Annotated in this window: 19 protein-coding genes; 4 read left to right on the forward strand and 15 right to left on the reverse strand. The window is 55.3% G+C overall.

The genetic code is table 11. The features are described 5' to 3' along the window. Window positions 1-3: 3 nt before the first annotated feature. Window positions 4-657, forward strand: a complete 654-nt coding sequence (locus QZ725_RS05880; RefSeq protein WP_293777321.1) for an HD domain-containing protein — start codon at window positions 4-6, stop codon at window positions 655-657. A gap of 175 nt (window positions 658-832) precedes the next feature. Here QZ725_RS05880 and QZ725_RS05885 read toward each other — a convergent pair whose 3' ends face one another. The 4 genes from QZ725_RS05885 to QZ725_RS05900 all read right to left on the reverse strand — a co-directional run bounded on the left by QZ725_RS05885 (window position 833) and on the right by QZ725_RS05900 (window position 4,068). After that, window positions 833-1,339 (reverse strand): TetR/AcrR family transcriptional regulator, encoded by a 507-nt coding sequence (locus tag QZ725_RS05885; RefSeq protein ID WP_293777323.1) that lies wholly within the window; start codon window positions 1,337-1,339, stop codon window positions 833-835. 41 nt (window positions 1,340-1,380) lie between these two features. Then, window positions 1,381-2,676, reverse strand: coding sequence for an NAD(P)/FAD-dependent oxidoreductase (locus QZ725_RS05890; RefSeq protein ID WP_293777325.1), 1,296 nt, complete (start codon window positions 2,674-2,676; stop codon window positions 1,381-1,383). A 248-nt stretch (window positions 2,677-2,924) separates the two neighbouring features. Next, window positions 2,925-3,851, reverse strand: coding sequence for a D-hexose-6-phosphate mutarotase (locus tag QZ725_RS05895; protein WP_293777327.1), 927 nt, complete (start codon window positions 3,849-3,851; stop codon window positions 2,925-2,927). Between the two features lie 67 nt (window positions 3,852-3,918). Continuing rightward, window positions 3,919-4,068 (reverse strand): hypothetical protein, encoded by a 150-nt coding sequence (locus QZ725_RS05900; protein WP_293777329.1) that lies wholly within the window; start codon window positions 4,066-4,068, stop codon window positions 3,919-3,921. A 323-nt stretch (window positions 4,069-4,391) separates the two neighbouring features. On the opposite strand from QZ725_RS05900, the gene QZ725_RS05905 reads away from it, so the two are divergent. Next, window positions 4,392-4,544 carry a DUF3309 family protein gene (locus tag QZ725_RS05905; RefSeq protein WP_293777331.1) on the forward strand — a complete coding sequence of 51 codons (153 nt, stop codon included), beginning with the start codon at window positions 4,392-4,394 and terminating at the stop codon, window positions 4,542-4,544. A 114-nt stretch (window positions 4,545-4,658) separates the two neighbouring features. On the opposite strand, the gene QZ725_RS05910 is transcribed toward QZ725_RS05905, so the two are convergent. Both QZ725_RS05910 and QZ725_RS05915 read right to left on the reverse strand, forming a co-directional pair. Continuing rightward, window positions 4,659-6,401, reverse strand: a complete 1,743-nt coding sequence (locus QZ725_RS05910; RefSeq protein WP_293777334.1) for a bifunctional diguanylate cyclase/phosphodiesterase — start codon at window positions 6,399-6,401, stop codon at window positions 4,659-4,661. 56 nt (window positions 6,402-6,457) lie between these two features. After that, window positions 6,458-8,095, reverse strand: coding sequence for a methyl-accepting chemotaxis protein (locus QZ725_RS05915; RefSeq protein WP_293777337.1), 1,638 nt, complete (start codon window positions 8,093-8,095; stop codon window positions 6,458-6,460). Between the two features lie 242 nt (window positions 8,096-8,337). On the opposite strand from QZ725_RS05915, the gene QZ725_RS05920 reads away from it, so the two are divergent. Further along, window positions 8,338-9,117: a GAF domain-containing protein gene (locus QZ725_RS05920; RefSeq protein ID WP_293777340.1), complete on the forward strand. Its 780-nt coding sequence runs from the start codon at window positions 8,338-8,340 to the stop codon at window positions 9,115-9,117. 16 nt (window positions 9,118-9,133) lie between these two features. On the opposite strand, the gene QZ725_RS05925 is transcribed toward QZ725_RS05920, so the two are convergent. The 9 genes from QZ725_RS05925 to QZ725_RS05965 form a co-directional block, all read right to left on the reverse strand. Continuing rightward, window positions 9,134-10,540: an ATP-binding protein gene (locus QZ725_RS05925; RefSeq protein WP_293777342.1), complete on the reverse strand. Its 1,407-nt coding sequence runs from the start codon at window positions 10,538-10,540 to the stop codon at window positions 9,134-9,136. Beyond that, window positions 10,540-11,205 (reverse strand): response regulator, encoded by a 666-nt coding sequence (locus QZ725_RS05930; protein ID WP_293777344.1) that lies wholly within the window; start codon window positions 11,203-11,205, stop codon window positions 10,540-10,542. Before QZ725_RS05930 ends, QZ725_RS05925 begins: the two co-directional genes overlap by 1 nt. Window positions 11,206-11,237: 32 nt before the next feature. Continuing rightward, on the reverse strand, window positions 11,238-11,945 hold the full coding sequence (locus QZ725_RS05935) for a tetratricopeptide repeat protein (RefSeq protein WP_293777345.1): 708 nt from the start codon (window positions 11,943-11,945) through the stop codon (window positions 11,238-11,240). 24 nt (window positions 11,946-11,969) lie between these two features. After that, entirely contained in the window at window positions 11,970-12,764 is a 795-nt protein-coding gene (locus tag QZ725_RS05940; RefSeq protein ID WP_293777346.1) for an SDR family oxidoreductase, read from the reverse strand. Further along, window positions 12,764-13,453, reverse strand: a complete 690-nt coding sequence (locus tag QZ725_RS05945; RefSeq protein ID WP_293777347.1) for an iron-containing redox enzyme family protein — start codon at window positions 13,451-13,453, stop codon at window positions 12,764-12,766. The genes QZ725_RS05940 and QZ725_RS05945 overlap by 1 nt, the downstream gene beginning before the upstream one ends. After that, complete coding sequence (locus tag QZ725_RS05950) at window positions 13,440-14,921, reverse strand: AMP-binding protein (RefSeq protein WP_293777348.1); 1,482 nt, start codon at window positions 14,919-14,921, stop codon at window positions 13,440-13,442. Before QZ725_RS05950 ends, QZ725_RS05945 begins: the two co-directional genes overlap by 14 nt. Continuing rightward, window positions 14,905-15,519, reverse strand: coding sequence for a thermostable hemolysin (locus QZ725_RS05955; RefSeq protein WP_293777349.1), 615 nt, complete (start codon window positions 15,517-15,519; stop codon window positions 14,905-14,907). The genes QZ725_RS05950 and QZ725_RS05955 overlap by 17 nt, the downstream gene beginning before the upstream one ends. Window positions 15,520-15,640: 121 nt before the next feature. Then, window positions 15,641-16,405, reverse strand: a complete 765-nt coding sequence (locus QZ725_RS05960) for an SDR family NAD(P)-dependent oxidoreductase (RefSeq protein ID WP_293777351.1) — start codon at window positions 16,403-16,405, stop codon at window positions 15,641-15,643. 46 nt (window positions 16,406-16,451) lie between these two features. Further along, window positions 16,452-17,249 carry an SDR family oxidoreductase gene (locus QZ725_RS05965; RefSeq protein ID WP_293777353.1) on the reverse strand — a complete coding sequence of 266 codons (798 nt, stop codon included), beginning with the start codon at window positions 17,247-17,249 and terminating at the stop codon, window positions 16,452-16,454. A 201-nt stretch (window positions 17,250-17,450) separates the two neighbouring features. On the opposite strand from QZ725_RS05965, the gene QZ725_RS05970 reads away from it, so the two are divergent. Beyond that, window positions 17,451-17,817: DJ-1/PfpI family protein (locus tag QZ725_RS05970; RefSeq protein ID WP_293777354.1), on the forward strand; the 367-nt coding region annotated here is incomplete at its 3' end.

Genomic DNA, 17,817 nt, shown 5'->3' on the forward strand with positions numbered 1-17,817 from the left:
AAAATGACTGAATACATCGAAACAGAATGGCAAGCGCGCCTGATCGCAATCGCGGCAAGCGAAGCACAGGACGATGGTGCACACGACCTCAATCATTTGCAACGCGTGTGGAAAGCGGCACGCACGCTACTGGCTGATTATCCGCAAGCAGATGTGCTCGTCGTGCAGGCTGGCTGCTATCTGCACGATATCGTCAACCTGCCGAAGAATCATCCTGATCGTGCGCATGCTTCACGGCTTGCTGCGGAACGTGCGCGCGATCTACTGTGTGATGCCGGTTTTCCGAAAGAGAAGCTGGATGCGGTTGCACATGCAATCGAAGCGCACAGCTTCTCTGCCGGCATCAAGCCACAAACCATCGAAGCGCAGATCGTGCAGGATGCCGATCGCTTGGATGCACTCGGTGCCGTCGGTTTGGCCCGACTTTTCTATACGGCGGGCCGCATGGATTCTGCACTTGCTCATACCGATGATCCCACCGGCTTGCGACGATCGCTCGATGACCGTCGCTATGCACTCGATCACATCGAAGTCAAACTCGCCACTTTGCCCGCCACCATGCAAACCGATGCCGGACGACGCATGGGAGAACAGCGATTGGCATGGTTGAGGGAATTTCGTTCAACATTCGTCGCAGAATGGTCGGCACCGACGTAAGAACCGGTCATACGACTCGCGCGAACAGGCATCACACCGTTTCATGACTTTCAGCAAGTTCGCGACGGGAAGCCTTGAGCAGCACTTCCTTCACGGCTAGCCGCACGCAGAAGTAATGTGAAATAACGTTTGAGAACGATCGCAGGGTAATGAAGACATGCTCCGCGATGTCGCGTCAGGTAGTCATGATGCCCGCTTTGAAGAGATCCAGCATGCGTAGCACGCCGTGCTTGCGCTCTTCAAACGTCTCACGTTGTGTCACGCTCACGATGACATCCAAAAGGTAATCGAGATCCTGTGAAGTGATATCTGCGCGCACAAGTTTACAAGCCTTGGCGTGTTGCAGTAGCGGCTCCATCAACTTGAGGACGCGCATGCGCATCGCCATGAGTTGCGGATGAAGAGCACGGTCATTACGCAAAACGTCGGTCATCCCGGCGTTATGACAGTGGCTGACCGCCATTTCTTCAAGCACCAGGAACAAGCCATCCGGCTCTTCGCTGACGTTTTCGACAAACACTTCAAAGTCAGCTAATTGGCTTTCGTAGATTGCAATGCCCAGTGCCTGCCTATCCTTGAAATTCCGATACAGCGTCGTACGGCTGACGTTGGCTGCCTGCGCGATCTCTTCCAGCGGAATATGAAAGCCCTTTTCGGCAAAGAGCCTTTCTGCCGCCAGCAAGAGCGCTTCGCGATTGTTGATTCCGTCTATACGCTTCATCGCTAGTCCAGACGGATGGTTGGACGAACCAGACGGTTAAGTTGATCGACCATCCATAGCGCACTTCCGCGCCAGAAGCCATGCAAGTTGGATTGATGGCTGCGATACAGCATGGCGTGACTCAGTTGCGCCAGTTTGCCCCGAATGTATCCATCCTTGAACAAGCCGAACTGGCCAAGCGATGCATAGGCATCGTATTCGCCAAGGGAAACGAGAGCGCCAAGATTCTGATACTTGAAGGTTGGCACCGCTTTTCCTTCCAGCTTTTTCGACAGATTGCGTATCAGATACGTCGCCTGTTGATGTGCGACCTGCGCCGTTGGGGGAAGCGCGCGTGCAGCACCATCCAGTGTCAGGGAAGAACAATCACCGATCGCATAAACAGACGGATCCTTGGTCGTTTCCAGATACGGATTGATGACGAGTTGATTGTTTCTGGTCGTTTCCAATCCATCCAGTCCGGAAAGCACTTGTGGCGCTTTGACACCCGCCGCCCACACCAGCATGGTCGCTGCAATACGTTCGCCATCCTGTATGCTCAGGCCATGTTCATCCGCCGCTGTCACACGTGTATTGGTCAGCACTTTTACACCCAGCAATTCCAGCTTTTCCTGCACTGCTTTCGAAATCGCTTCCGGGAAGGCATCCAGTAGACGTGGACCACTCTGGATCAGGGTAATACTGATCCTGCTTCCCAAACCATGGGCTCCATAGCTTTCCGCAATTTCCGTCAGTCGGATCAATTCGGCAGCCAGCTCCACACCGGTGGCGCCACCACCCACAATTGCAATCGATAACTGCTGATCAAGACCCAGACATTGGAACATGCGCAACCGAACTTCGCGATTGAAAGCGTCTGCCTGAATACGTGAATCAATCATGTAGCAGTGTTCTCTCACTCCGGGTGTGCCGAAATCATTCGCTTCACTGCCGAGCGCCAGAATCAATGCGTCATACGCAATCGACCGTTCAGGGACGAGTAGGCGACCATCCGGTGCTTTCAGCTCCTTGACCAGCACCTTCTTCAAGCTACGGTCAATACCCTTCAGTTCTCCCGGCTGATAAATGAAACCGCAGTCGCGCGCCTGCGCAATATAAGTCGTCTGTTGTTGGGAAATATCGGTAGTTCCTGCTGCAATGGTATGCAGCATGGGTTTCCAGACATGGGCCGAGTCCCTGTCCAATACCGTGATATCAAAGGCGTTTTGCCTGCTCCGTTTACTTTGCCTGCCCAAGGCGCTTGCCACACCTAACCCCGCAACACCGCCGCCTACGATCACAATCTTTTGTCGCACCATCTTGATCACTCTCAAAGGTTGTTTGTAAGGCAATCATAGCGCAAACGTACACTTGTGTACGGATAAAAGGAGGGCAATTGTGCTCCATCGAACATAGCCTGGCTGCCGGTCGCCAATGCGAAGTCATTGTTTGCCCGCCGACATAAAGAAAAACGCCGCAACGAAAGCTTTTCGTAGCGGCGCTCACATGAAACAAAACAAGGCCTATTCCCCAAAGCCTGCCTGATGAAAATCAGTTTTACATTAGGTTAGGTGACCGACAGCACCTGACTGCCGATCCAGCTTTCTCCCGGCTGCAGGATCACTGGGGCCGAAGCACAAGCAGCTTCCACGCACAACATCTGCTGCCAGTCCGCATCGGGCATATCGCTCAGGGTCTGCACGAGTTCGGGGCCGGGATTCCACACTACAGTATCGGTGAAACCAGTCTTGCCAATTTGCAGCGCGGGCTTGCCTTCTTCCACGAGTTGCAGAGAGGCTGGTGGCGACAGATAGACCCGGTCGAGTTCTGCGCCGATACGCACGACGGGATCGGGATCGATAACTTCGATATTGTCGGCAGTCGCATCCTGATAACGCGTGCCCTGCAAACCAAGCAGTTCTGTCTTACCAATGTCATCCACATGCAGATAGCTGTGCAAAGCACCGGTAAAAGGCCACGCCTGCGTATCCGCATTCGTGACTTGCAAGGTGATGACCAGCCGGCCGCTTTCCAGTGTCACGGTCAGTTGTGCCACAAAGGCATACGGCCAGATGGAACGCGTACGTGCATCGTCTCGCAGACTCAGGACGACCGTACTCCGTTCGGCATGATGATTGACGAGCGATTCGATCGTCCAGGGCAAGGCGCGTGCGAAACCATGTTTGAGAATCTGGCCACGCACCGAAAACTGTGGGAAGCAAACAGGCACGCCGCCACGAATCGCCTGGGCAAGCGAGGAAGCATCGTCGATCTGGTCCTGCTTCGCACCACCGGTCTGCACCGACAGGTAAAACCGTTCGCGTCCGTCTGTCGCACGCCAGGAAAGGACCTGCGCACCCTGACGTGCAATCTTCACTTCGCTGCCGTTACAAACCAATGTCAGGCAGGGCAAACCCAGCAGATTGTCGTGAAAGGCATCGACGGGCTCGATGGAGTGCGTGCTATCGCTTGGTGGAGCGGAAGTGGTTTGCATGGGCTTCGCTTTCTGAAAATGAGATCTCAATGCTTGCGGCATGGTAGCCGCGACGTCCTGGTGCGTGTCAGCGCTGAATACCCACGTCGATAACACCATACGTCTCGATACCAGACTTGCTGTTCGGCGTATTGGCATAACCGCCACAGGCAGACAGGAGGGCACAGATCAGAAGTGCACACACTCCCTTGACCACACGGCATTTGCTTGGTTTCATTGCTGCACCCTCGTAAAAATTCTTCGTAACGGTAGACGTTTTTTTATGAACAAAATTCACCGCGTGTAGCGACATGACCGGGTCAACCGTCTGCAAGTGGATCGCGACCTGCCTGTAGTGGGCATGTGTCGTGCCGCAAGGAACGATGCGAATTGTAGAACAGGGCACGAGACGATATGCGTCGTCGGCTAAGTCGCCGGGAGCGTAACGGAACTACTACGGCATTCTGCTCATGCCCGAATCGCCCAAAATGTGAGTCGCCGCACAGACGCTGGCTCGGTGTGAAACGATGATCGAAGCGTTCCTCACTTGCGGAGAAAGCCATGTCGACCATTCTTTTGATTTTGTTGATTTTGATTCTGATCGGTGTCCTGCCAACCTGGGGACATAGCCGTAGCTGGGGTTATGCGCCGAGTGGCATCACCGGAATTCTTGTGATCGTGCTACTCGTCATGTTGCTGACTGGCCGCATCTAGCGGTAAAACTGTAATGGTCCGTATGCGATGCGACATAATCGTACGACATGGCATATTGGGCAAAAATAAAAATGGCGCGCAATGCATGCGCGCCTTTTTTACTCACGGCACTATTTAACTAGCGACAGGCGATTCGGATTTCCACTTAAGAAATTCTCCAGGTAACAGCGGTTGAGAGAAAAAGTAACCTTGCGCTTCATTGCAACCCATCTCCTTCAAGCATGTCAGGATTGCTTCGCTTTCCACTCCCTCAGCAACCACGGTGTATTCGAGTTCGTGGGACATTTTGATCATTGCCAGCACCAAGGCGCGTTGCCTGTCATCCTTCGATAAATCCTTGACGAAGGTCCCATCAATCTTGAGAATCTGCGCAGGTAATTTCTGCAAATAGGCAAGGCTGCTATAGCCCGTTCCAAAATCGTCTATGGCAATGCGGATACCATACGCAACGATACGATTCAAGGCGTGATGTGCCTCGACCGGCTTCGTCATCAAGGCACTCTCGGTGATTTCAAGTTCGACGCAAGTCGCATCCACACCATATCGCTCGATGGTGTTGAAAAGGTTCTGTGCAAAGCCTGGCTCGAGCAAATTGACAGCAGAAATATTAATCGCCAATTGCAGATGCAAGCCGGCACGTTGCCATATCCCCAGCTGCTCGATCGCCTTATTCAATACCCAAGCTGTGGTCAGATGGATCATGGCGCTATGCTCGACAATTGGCATGAATTCCGCCGGCGACACGATGCCGAGCTCGGGATCGGTCCACCGCAATAAGGCTTCAGCGCCAACACACTTGCCGGAGACAATGTCTATGCGTGGTTGATAGACAAGATGCAAACGATCCGTATGCTTGAGCGCACTAGAAAATCCATGAAGTACAGCAAAACGGCGACGCCACGTTACATCTTGTCGTGACGAGTAAGTATTGACGCGCGAGACTAGTTCCAATGCGTCCTGTGAAGCACTATGTGCCATACGCAGGACATCCGCGTAGGTCTGACTGCCGATGAGAAATTGCGTGATACCGAAGGATGCCGTCGTGACAAAGCGGGAGTCAACACCGTATTCGTATTCGGAAAGAAAATTGGTTAAATCATCCCTGTACGTATCACTTCCGATATCAATATCATGCGGGACAAAGAAGGCGAACTGCATCTCACCGACGTGGTAAACCTGTCTTCCGAAAGGTAGAAGGGCGCTGATCATTTCTGCCGCACCCTTGATCAAGGTATCGATATAGTCGCTTCCCATGACACGGGCGGCAATTGCCACTTCTTCAGGGCGTGCAATATTCAGTAACACCAGATCTGCCATCTGCCCCGCACTATCCCTTGCTATATCATCAAAATCCTCGCGGAATTGAGTACGATTCGGAAGACCGCTTACAGGGTCGATACGACCGAGCGCATGACGCAGTTCGATCTGTGCCATCACCATCGCTGCCAAGTCCTGTAACGCCTTGCGCTCCTCAACGGAAATCTGCCGCGGCTCAGTCCCGAGCACACACATCGCTCCCAGACTGTAACCATCGTCGGTAATCAACGGTGCACCGGCGTAGAAGCGGATACCACGGTCAGCCAGCAAACTGCGCGAATACGCGCCATCGGCTTGCAGGTCGCTAATCACCAGCAAATCGGATGTTTCTGCCACTTGCGCGCAAGGGGCCAGATGGCGTGGAATCTGCTGATGATCTACACCGACTCGCGACTTGAACCATTGACGATCCGAATCCGTCAGGGATATTGCAGCGATCGGTAGGTGAAAAATCTGTGAAGCCAGACGCGTGATGCGGTCGAACGCTTCGCTCGGCGGTGTATCGAGCAAATTAAGGCGACGCAACGCCGACAGACGCAATGCCTCGATGGCAGGATCGAGCGGCAGGCAAGGCGAGGCGTTCGAGAACGACATGATCAGACTCCTAGCAAGGGCTGTCCTTGCATTGACAGAGAAGGTGCGGCTCCTGACGAATACGCATTAGGCGAACGCACCGACATTGCATCGTCAACCAGCACAAAGGTTTTCACCAGACCAGACAGGGTTTCAGCCTGATCACGCAAGGATTGAGCAGCGGCCGCAGCCTGCTCCACTAACGCCGCGTTCTGTTGCGTAGCCTGATCCATCTGCGCAACAGCCTGACTGACTGCGGCGATACCACCACTCTGCTCTTGGCTGGCAGCACTGATTTCGGCAACGACATCGGTGACGCGACGCACGCTTGCCACAACGTCTTGCATGGTGCTACCAGCTTGCGCCACCAGTTGGGTACCGGCGTTGATGTTACTGACCGAATCATCAATCAAGGTTTTGATTTCCTTTGCGGCACTGGCCGAGCGTTGCGCCAGATTGCGCACCTCGGTTGCGACGACCGCAAAACCACGACCAGCTTCACCCGCACGCGCTGCTTCGACAGCCGCATTCAATGCCAGAATGTTGGTCTGGAATGCAATGCCATCGATGACTGAAATGATTTCCACGATGCGACGCGATGAGCCGTCAATGGTCTCCATGGTGTTGATCACCTTGTCGACCATCACACCCCCTTCGCCCGCCACTTCGGAAGCAGACAGTGCCAGTTGATTGGCTTGACGCGCATTCTCGGCATTGAGACGTACGGTATCGGTCAGTTTGTGCATTTCGATGCTGGTTTGCTCCAGCGAAAAAGCCTGCTGTTCGGTGCGCGAAGAAAGATCGGAGTTACCCTGCGCAATATCGGAGGAGGACGACGCGATCATATCGGTCCCCGTACGAACCTGATGAACGATCGTTGCAAGATTGTCGCGCATGGTCTTGATCGCATGCAGCAAACTGCTGTGATCATTTTTCTTGGTGTGGATGACGGTGGCCAGATCACCCTCCGCAATACGGTTGGCAATCGTCATCGCATAGGCGGGTTCACCGCCAAGCTGGCGCAGCAGACCGCGTGTAATCAGAATCGCTAACAAAGCACTGATCACCAATACCACGCCAGCCAGAATCAGCACTAGTGTGATGGATTCGCTCAGCAGATTATTGGCATGCCGGGCTGCCTCGGCATTTTCTGCCTCGACCTTTTGCAGCAAGACTTCGATATCTCTGACAATCTGGCGGCGCAAGGGGCTGCATTCGGTCACGAGAAAGGTGCCATAACCTTGCATGTCACGTGCTTCACGATAAAGGCGGGGGCGCTTCAATTCATCGGCCATCTGCAACAGCCCTGCCCGAACCTTGGCAAAGTCCGCATCACTGCCGAATGCTGGCCCAAGCTCTTCCAACGCCTTCAAATAAATTGCTTTTTGCTGATCGAGGATGTCGAGTTCCTTGCGGGCTCCTGCTTCATCCTGAAAAATGAATGCGTTGCGTGCTGCCAACCCGGTTTGCGCAAGCGCCTCACGTGTCACATATAAAGGATCAAGCTTCTTTATCTCCACCTGGGCCTGTTGATTAACCGCTTCGGAAATCGCTGTCATGCGGAAAAGCGCAAAGACAGTGAGCGACAACATCAACAAGGTGACAGCGCCGAATCCCAAACCGAGCTTCTTGCCGATATTTAAATTACGCAGAAGTCGCACAATATTTCCTTCGTTCCAATGTTATTTTCATGACAAGCAATGGCCTCCCTAAGGCCTGCTTTCTGCAGTCCGTTCAAAAGTGTCAAATAAAATACGTGCAGTTCACATTTGACGAATTTGACGAATATGTCGGATATGACCAAATAGTACGAACTAAGTTTCCGCATAACAATCAAATGTTTGTCATAAATAGTTAATTCGCGCATACCATAAGCACCTTCGTCACTTCTTTGCCACATCTCATGCCGCACGGAACTGTTAACAAAGCAAACGACCCCATCCTGACAACCAGCAAGGCTGCGCGTCTTCTCGGCGTAGCTGTCAGTACGGCGCAACTCTGGATGGAAAGCGGAGCCTTGGAATCCTGGAAAACGCCGGGTGGACACCGTCGTGTGCGGCTCAGTACAGTGACGCAGCTGCTGGCAAGTCGCTCTAAAGAAACACAAGCATCTGAACAGACATCACGCCACCTGCCGTCAAGCAGCGAATTTCTTCCTTTATCTGCACCCAGCTATCCAGTCCCGCCTAACGAAGCCGAACGACTTCTGGCAGTCGACAAACTGAACATGGTGGCAACACCGGCTGATCCCGCGTTTGATCGCCTGACGTGGCTCGCCACGATGGTTACCGATACGCCGATGGCGCTTATCACCTTACTGACGGCGCGCCGTCAATGGTTCAAGTCCACGGCGGGTGTCGATGTGTGCGAGACGCCGCGCGAATGGGCATTCTGCAGTCACGCCATCCTTGAGGAGAGGGAACTGATCGTGGAAGATGCGCTGACTGATGCACGTTTTCGTGACAATCCACTTGTCACGGGTGAGCCGCACATTCGCTTTTACGCTGGCATTCCGCTTGTCGACGCTCAAGGATTCCGTCTGGGTACGCTATGTGTACTGGACCGCGAGCCGCGCCGTCTGCGAGAAAAGGAGATTCGCGCGTTACGCGAACTAGGTGCCATTGCCTCCAGAGAATTCGTGCGCGTGGAGAAAATGGCAGAGCGATCGGCAAACCCGACGTGATGCACATACGCCGATCTCAGGCGTTCGGTGCAGCTTCCTTCCACGCCTTGAAACACACGGTCACCACATTGCCCTGACCATCGGCCTTGGGCATCATGGCGATCGTCGCTTCATGCTGTTCGACGATTTCCTTCACAATGGCTAGTCCAAGGCCTGAACCGGATACAGCATGGCCGACCACCCGGTAATAAGGCATGAAGATGTTTTCCAGCTCATCCTCGGGAATCGGCGGGCCATCATTGGTCACTTTCAGCAGAACGGCGTCGTCCGCATGCTGCACCAACACTTCGATCTCGCCTTGCGGCGCGCCATATTGGGAGGCGTTATCGATCAGATTTTGCAATAGACGCTGCAAGCGAAAAGGTTCGCCCCAGATGCGGCTTTCGCCTTGTACATCGAGCGCAATACCCTGACCACGTCGCGCCAGCAAAGGCTCATGTGCAGCGATGACTTCGCAGCAAACTTCCTCCAAGGGCAAGGGCTGAAACTGCCCCTGCTCGGTCTTGGCTGTCAAGCGACTCAAGGCTAGTAACTGTTCAGCCAGTTTGGCGGTACGACGCACCGCCGTCAGCGCATCCGCCAGAGATTTCTCGCGCTCTTCACTTGTGCCCGCACGCTGCGCATTTTCCACATGCAGTTGCAAGGCAGCGATCGGCGTACGGATTTCATGCGCAGCTGCATTGATGAAGCGTTGCTCACGATCGAATGCCGCCTTCACACGCGCCAGCAGACTGTTGAGTTCGGTCACGATGGGCCTCAGTTCGGCCGGTGCCACGGGTAGATTGACAGGGGCCAGCGATTCGGGCTCACGATGCGCGATCAGCGAAGCCAGTGTGCGTAACGAACGCAGGTTATAAAACAGAATCAGGTTCACTGCCAGCAACAGGACCAGCCCACCGCCCAACATCGGCAGCACGATCGACAAGCCGATGCCATTTGCCATTTCCTGACGCACCTCGTCTTTCTCGGCCGTCAGTATCCATACCTTGCCCGATTGCAGCGCAAACACCTGCCACAAATCGTCATCCACCTTGCGTTCGCTGAAACCTGCCTCAAATGTGCCCAGCGGCACATCGGGCGCGGATGCTGATCGTGCCAGCAACTGTCCGGTATCGAGATAGACCTGAAAAGCAATCTTGGTTTCGTAGTGGTGACCGTATTTTTCGGGCAAGTCGTCCGTCGCTTCTTCCAGCTCTTTAGGCAAGGCGATGACGAGCGGATTGGTGATACTGGCGTTTTCAAGCTGGCGCGCTACCAGGGCTTCAAGCACACGCGCGGACGTTGCCAACCGCGCGCTGAACAACTCTTCGGATTCACGAATCGCCAAACTATGTGCGGCAAAACTGATCGCGCCGAAGATCAGTGTCATGGCGATCAGCGTACTGACGATCAGGCGCCGGCGAATCGAATAGGGCGGCCGCATCAGGCTTCGACCTCGCCCAGACGATAACCGACACCGCGCACGGTCTTAATCACATCAGCAGAGGTTTTCTTGCGGATGTGATGGACATGCACATCAATCGTATTGCTCTCTGCGCCATCACCCCAGCCGTAGATCGACTCTTCAAGCTGCGCACGGCTGAACACGCGCTGTGGACTTTCCACCAAATGCTTGAGCAGCATGAATTCCATGCGTTGCAGATCAATGCGCTGTTCATGCCAGTAGACGGCAAAGCTGGCCAGATCCATTTTCAATGCACCGAGCTGCAACTGATTGACCGTGACGCCACTGCGCCGTCGTTCGATCACACGGATACGCGCCAGCAGTTCATCGAGTTCAAACGGTTTGACCAGATAATCGTCGGCACCGAGATCCAGCCCCGTGATGCGATCGCGCGTACCCTCGCGGGCCGACAAGATCAACACGGGGACATCATTGCCTGCCGCACGGACATGACGCAATACATCAAGACCATCCATGCGCGGCAGACCCAGATCGAGAATCACCAGATCGAAGTGATTGACCTTGAGCGCCTGCGTCGCGCTGACGCCGTCAGCCACATGCTCGACGCCATAGTGTGCATGGCGCAAGGCAGTGAGCAGCCCGGAGATCAAGAGGGGATCATCTTCGACCAGCAATATGCGCAATTGACTATCCTTAGTCGTCAGTTATCGGCGACTTACTGTTTACGTTTCGCCGCAATCTTTTCCAGCAAGGCATTGATCTCGCCTCGACGGCCCTCGTCCGCCAGCTTGCGTGTCGGGCGTGGCGGGGCCTGCAAGGCTTTCTTCAACGCGGCTTCGGCACCATCCAGATCGCCCGAACGGAACAGGAAATCGCCATAGAAATAATTCGAGTCGATACCATCCGGATTCAGCGCCAGCCCTTTCTTCAGCATGGTCGCGGCCTTTTTGTTGTCACCAAAACCGATTGGCCAACCCGGTACCTGATAATAAAGCGAACCGAGGCTGGTGTAAGCCGATCCCTTGAGTGCATCAGGATTGATGTCGAGTGCCTTTTCGAAATCGGCACGCGCACCTTTGGCGAGACTCAAGGCGCCAAGTCCACCTTTGGCGCCAGCATAACTCGCTTCGATGATGCCATGCCAGATTAATGCTTCCGCCTTGCCCGGATTCTGCTCAACGACCTGGTCGGCATTCTTCATCAACTGTTCGTATTCCTTTTCCTGATTGGCAGCAGGCATCTGGTATTTAATGTGCTCCCAGCTTTGCTGCAGCTTGGCGACATCTTCTTCCACCGCTGCATGTGCTGCGCCGGCCAGCAGCAGCGTGGCGCAGCAGGCGCTGAGACAGATGGCTGTGAAACGCTGATTGAAGCGCTGGGTCAGCGGACGTTGCGATACGAGAGATTGGCTTGGATTGTTCACGGAGGCTCCTCTGGTTGTCATGAATTAGTCAGGTAAATGTTTGCGGATGATGGGCAACTGCCCACGAATGGCACGCTCGGGCAGTCCCGGCAACACCTTGTTGAGCAAGACGAAGAAAGATTCCTTTGCGCCCAGCGTTTGTTCGCGCTTGCCGCCATTGAGAAAGGCGATAAAGGATCGGGCCACAGCCTCGGGCGTGTCTTCACCCGTTCGTAATTCACGGTTCATGGCGTTGGCCGCATCGCTGTTGATCGCAGTGCGCGTGGCACGCGGCGCAAAGTAGCGCACGTCGATCGACGTATCTGCCAGCTCGCGACGCAAGGCTTGCGTAAAGCCCTGCAAGCCAGCCTTGGTGCCGCAGTAAACCGAAAATCCCGGAAAACCGATCGATCCCATGACCGAACCGATGTTGACGATCTGCGCGTGCAACTGCTTTTTCATCAAGGGAATCAGGCGGCGCGAGAGCAGCATCGGTGCCAGCAGATTGATTTCCAGCATGCTGCGAATCGCGTCTTCGGATTGTGTTTCGAACGCGTGAAAATCATTGCTGCCGGCGTTGTTAATCAGCAGATTGAAGCCGCCCAGTTGCTCGGCCAGCATGGCAATGGCATCCAGCGTGGCGGCTTGCGTCAGATCGCCTTCGATCAGATGTATCCGCGCCGGATCCAGTTGCGCACGCAAGGTTTCGAGAGCGGCGCGGTTGCGCCCGACCAGAATCAGGTATTCGGCTTGCGGCAACAATTCTTTTGCCAGCGCTGCACCGATGCCACCAGCAGCACCCGTCAATACGGCGCGATAGGGACGATAGCGTTGGGTCATCATGCCTCCACGCTTTGTGCGGCTTGCGACATCTGCGATGCACGCGCGGGCAGGCTGCGAAAAATATCGCCGTAAAGCTTGTAGATCATGGCGGCGGTATGTACGACGGCGTCCTTGTCTTCTTCACGATCCAGGCGATTGACGAGTGATTCAAAAAACTTCACATGTTCAAGATCCAGACTGCCATGCGAATTCAGGTAACTGAATGCATTGGCGGGCAGCCGGAGCACGGTCTGAATCGTCTCTGCCGCATTGCTGGCAAGTGCGGTGCTCGTGCCTTCAAGTACATGCACCATGCCGAAAAAACCAACCGGATTACCCCGATCGATCTGATGATAGGCATACGCCACCATCAGTTCGGTCGACGCATGCGGCTTGGAGTGCCTTACCTGATCAGGATCGCCGCCACAAGCTGCGATGTCGTTGAGCACCCATTCTTCATGCCCAAGCTCTTCCTCGATGTATTCGGCGATGGCCGTACGCAACCATTCATGGCGGCGATCGAGACGGCTGCCGCACGCCATCAGCAAAGGTACGGTATGTCGCACGTGATGGTAGGCCTGGCTCAGGAAGGCGATGTACTGCGCGACATCAATCTCGCCCATCAGGGCATGCTGGATCACGGGCACGGAAAACAGTGCGGCACGGTCAGCCTCTGTGCGCTGTTGCAAGGTGTCAAAGAATGGCAAGGGAATCTCCTGTCTTGTTCGAAGAGGGATCGGTCAGCGCCGCGTAATGGCGCAGGATGGCAGCACGCCGCATGCGTCCGTTTGCCGTCAGCAGGCCGGATGCGGGCGTAAAGGGCGGCACAATGTGCCAGGTAGCGATGCGTGCGTAATCAGGCAACACTGCGTTGGCGGCGGCAACGGCGGCCTGCATCATCTCCGGTGTCACGCTGGCGGCTGCCGGCACCAGCAGGGCACTCAATGTGGGCTGCGCATCGCCGAATACGAATGCCTGCGCAAACACATGCTGCCCGAGCAGTATCGACTCCGGCCATTCGGGCGATACATTGCGACCGAACGCTGTGATCAAGACATCCTTCTTGCGACCGCTGATGAACAGAAAACCATTCGTATCGAGATAGCCGATATCGCCGGTTGGCAGCCATGCCTGATCTTGCGGCGGCTGTCCCAGATAACGCGTTGGTAGCAAGCCACCAATTTCGATTTCACCATCGGCAGCGATACGCACCTGACGATGCGCAAGCGGTTTGCCGACGCTTTGTGCGCGGCCCGCACCGGGCAGGTTCAAGGCCACTACTGAACTGCACTCGGACAAGCCGTAACCTTCGAAAACCGGGAAACCCTTTTGCCACGCCTGTGCAATCAAGCCATCCGGCGTATGCGCGCCACCTACAGCAACGAACTTCAGACTCTCGATGCGTGCGTCATGTATCTTCACCGCGGCAACCAGTGCCTGCAACATCTGTGGCAACAGGATCACGCTTTCCGCACGTGTGCGAGCGATGGTATCGAGGCAGGTCTGCGCATCGAACGCACTGGCGCCGCGCAAACCGACCTCGGCAAGCGGCGGCACGATGACTTCGGCGCCAGCCAGCAATGCCGTGTACACACCAGCGACGTTTTCCAGAAGCACGGCCAATGGCAACAAACACAGATGGCGGCGGACCTTGAGGCAGTCCAGGCCGGCATGCAGGGCCTCGGCAACCTCCCACTGCTGCGCTGTTGTCAGGCATACGCCTTTGGGCTCGGATGTCGTACCGGAAGTAAAGGTGATCTTCTGAATATCTTCCAACCCATCGGCTGACGCCACCACTTCTGGCGCTTCGCACAGGACGAGTTCACCTATGCATGGCACCACACGGCTGAAGCCCAGCGCCGCACCTTGCTCGGCTTGCGCGCAAAACACGGCTTGCGTGCCGCTGCTGACGAGCGCGTGATGCCATTGCGCGGGCGTGAAAAACAGAGGCAGTGGAATCAGCGTAATGCCCAACTCCTGCGTTGCCAGATCGATCGCAATCCACTGCGGCAAATTGTCTGCCAGCACCGCAACGGGTGCCTGCGGCTGATGGCGCGCGAGCAAGGCTGTCTTGATGCCGGCAATGTATGCATCGAGTTCTGTCGCCGTCCATGACTGACCGCCGCCACTGAGTACCGGCTGCCGTGCCGGCGTCGCATCACGCCAGTTGCGCATGGCCTGCTCCAATATCGCCGAACATCACTTGTGGACGCGAGACATAGTAGGAACCCCAGCTCTTGCCGCCATCAGGCAGACGACTCGGATCGGCCTCCGCCAATACGTGCGGATTGAGGTGCAAACGGGTAAAGGAATTCAACAGGCCTGGCGTGGCTGTGAAGGCAACCCAGCTCAATCCCTGCTCATGAAGAAAGCGCGTCATGCGCACGATCAATTGCCGACCGGCACCGACATGCGTGGCCGCCAGATTGCCGACTTCCACGATCTGGTCACGGCAGACCGGCACACGCGTTTGCGCGGCGATTGCATTTTCCAGCGGCACGTCGAGATACTGTTCGAGAAAGGTACGGCCGTCTTGCGCCAGCGAGAAACCGAGGGCGGCAATCCATTCGCCCTGCTCGGTGCGGCAGCCGACCAGCATATCCAGAAAAAACCGGACCTGTGCACCGTACGTCCTGAAGAAGGAGGCAGCGATGAAGTCCTGCAAACCCTGCCGATCCGGATGGTCGCGACCTACCCAGTCCGTACGGTACCCGTGTGCAGCCGCAAACGCCGTTCCGGTCGTCCACGGTGCCAATGCCTGTTGCCTGACCATTCGCCACTCCTGATTGTTGCGATGGAGGAAGGCTAGGGGGCGAAGATTAACTGTAGATTAAGCGTATTGATTTTTGAGAAGGGCGGGAAATTCCTATCTGCCGCCCTTTGTACCTCGTCGATCAATGCCCTGTCGGGATGGGATTGTCGACAATGGATTGATTGAAGGCATTGATCAGCGCGTGCTCGCCGGAACCCGGATTGTCACGCAAAGCTTGAATAGCATCGACGTACACCTCGTCGCGCCCACTTCCGAGACCGGCCATTGTCGCTGCGATGAAGTCCTTCAATGGCATCGCGCGGGGATCGCCGCTTTTATGGATCAGGTCGGTATCGACCCATGGCGGTGCAACTTCGATCACACGCACGCCGGCATCGCGCAACGCAAAGCGCTGTGTCAGTGCGTAAGAATGCACAGCAGCCTTGGTTGCGGAATAAACGGCATTAGTCGCCAACGGCAGAAAGGCGAGCACCGAAGAGTTATGAATGACAACCGCATTTTTCTGCTGTTTTAAATGCGGCAGCAATGCGGAAGTCACGCGGACCGGACCGAGGAAGTTGGTCGCAACCGTAGCGACGATACTCTCGTCGTCCTGTTCGCCTGCAGGATTATCAAAAGGCATGATGCCCGCATTATTAAAGACCACGTTCAATGTCGGGAAATCTTTCACCAACTGCGCAGAAACCGCCTTGATCTGTGCAGGGTCCTGGATATCGAGTTCGATGCCAGCCATGCCGGGATTGGCACGTGTGACTTCATCCAACAACGCTTTGCGACGGCCGCTAATGATGACCTGATTACCGAGTCGGTGAAATTCTTCGGCGATGCCGCGACCGATGCCAGATGTACCGCCAGTAATGAAGATCGTATTTCCGCTGAGTTGCATGATGGTGCCTTTCAAAAGTAGCTAATAAAAAGTGCGATGTGATCAATCACGCTGCTGCGCGTGGCAGGTAACGTGAACCAGGAACGTGGTGACCGAATTGCTGCGACAGCTGCTGACGCATGGCGTCGTAGTTGTCCCACGCCGTGCCGTCCTGCAACGGTGGAATGGTGACGACTTCACCTGCGTCGAGGCCTGCCAGCGCAGCATCGACCATGTCTTCCGTACGCATCACAATCTCGCTGGGCAACGCGCTGTGCGACAGGCCGGCGGTATCCCAGAAGTCGGTGGCGGTGGCACCGGGCAGAACCGCCTGCACGCGGATGCCCTTGCTGCCGACTTCATGTTGCAGCGATTGCGTAAGCGCCAGCACATAGGCTTTTGTGCCGCCATAGACGCCATTGAGAATCTCAGGACCCACGGCAACGATAGAAGCGATATTGATCAACGTACCGTTGCCCTTCTTGAGAAAGGCCGGAACCGCGGCGTAGGTCAAACGGGTGAGCGCGGTGACATTGATGTCGATCATTTCGGTCATCCGGGCAATATCGCTGTCAACCAGTGGCGTAACGCCGCCGAAGCCTGCGTTATTCACCAATACATCGACCGCACCTTCAGCCAGCAGCGCCTCGACCTTGGCTGACTCTTCCGGTTTGGCGAGATCGGCTTTGACGAGCTTGATACGACGCCCTGTGGCGGAGTGAATGCGCTGGGCGACCGTTTCGAGGCGCTGCCAGTTGCGTGCGACGAGAATCAAGTCATAGCCGCGGCGAGCGAGGCGATCTGCGTAGACGGCGCCGATGCCCGAAGAGGCGCCAGTGATCAGTGCGGTTTTGGTCGTGGTCATGGGAAAACTCTCTGTTGCGTAGTTGAAGAGTTCCCATTGTGCGGAAAAGTCGAATGTGCGTTATGACATAAATACCGCAAATTAGGACATTTCCTATTTTTCGGACGTGCCTCCTAATTACTTGGAAATTTTTGCCCACTTATCGACATTTATTAGCACTTCATGGCTTAAAATGCGTTAAATAACAATTTTCTGCATACCATGAACAAGCGCATCGGACTCGTCATTTATCCGCAATTTCAAGCCCTTGATCTGGCCGCACTCACGGTCTTCGAGTTCGCCAATACCTTGCAGCAAAAGATCGTCTACGAGTTTGCCGCGCTGTCGATCGACGGTGGGCCGGTCAAAAGCTCATCGGGTGTGGTTGTACAAAGCGATGCCATAGGTTGGGGCGCGTACGATACGTTGATGATCGCCGGTGCGACCGCATTGCCGCCGCCGCTACCCGCGCTCGAAGCCAAGCTGAAGGAGGCTGCCGGTGCAACGCGACGCATCGCCAGTATTTGCACGGGCGCGTTTATCCTTGCCAATACCGGCCTGTTGGATGGCAAACGTGCTACGACGCATT

Source organism: uncultured Oxalicibacterium sp., from assembly GCF_913776015.1.
In the GTDB taxonomy this organism is placed as follows: Bacteria; Pseudomonadota; Gammaproteobacteria; order Burkholderiales; family Burkholderiaceae_D; genus Oxalicibacterium.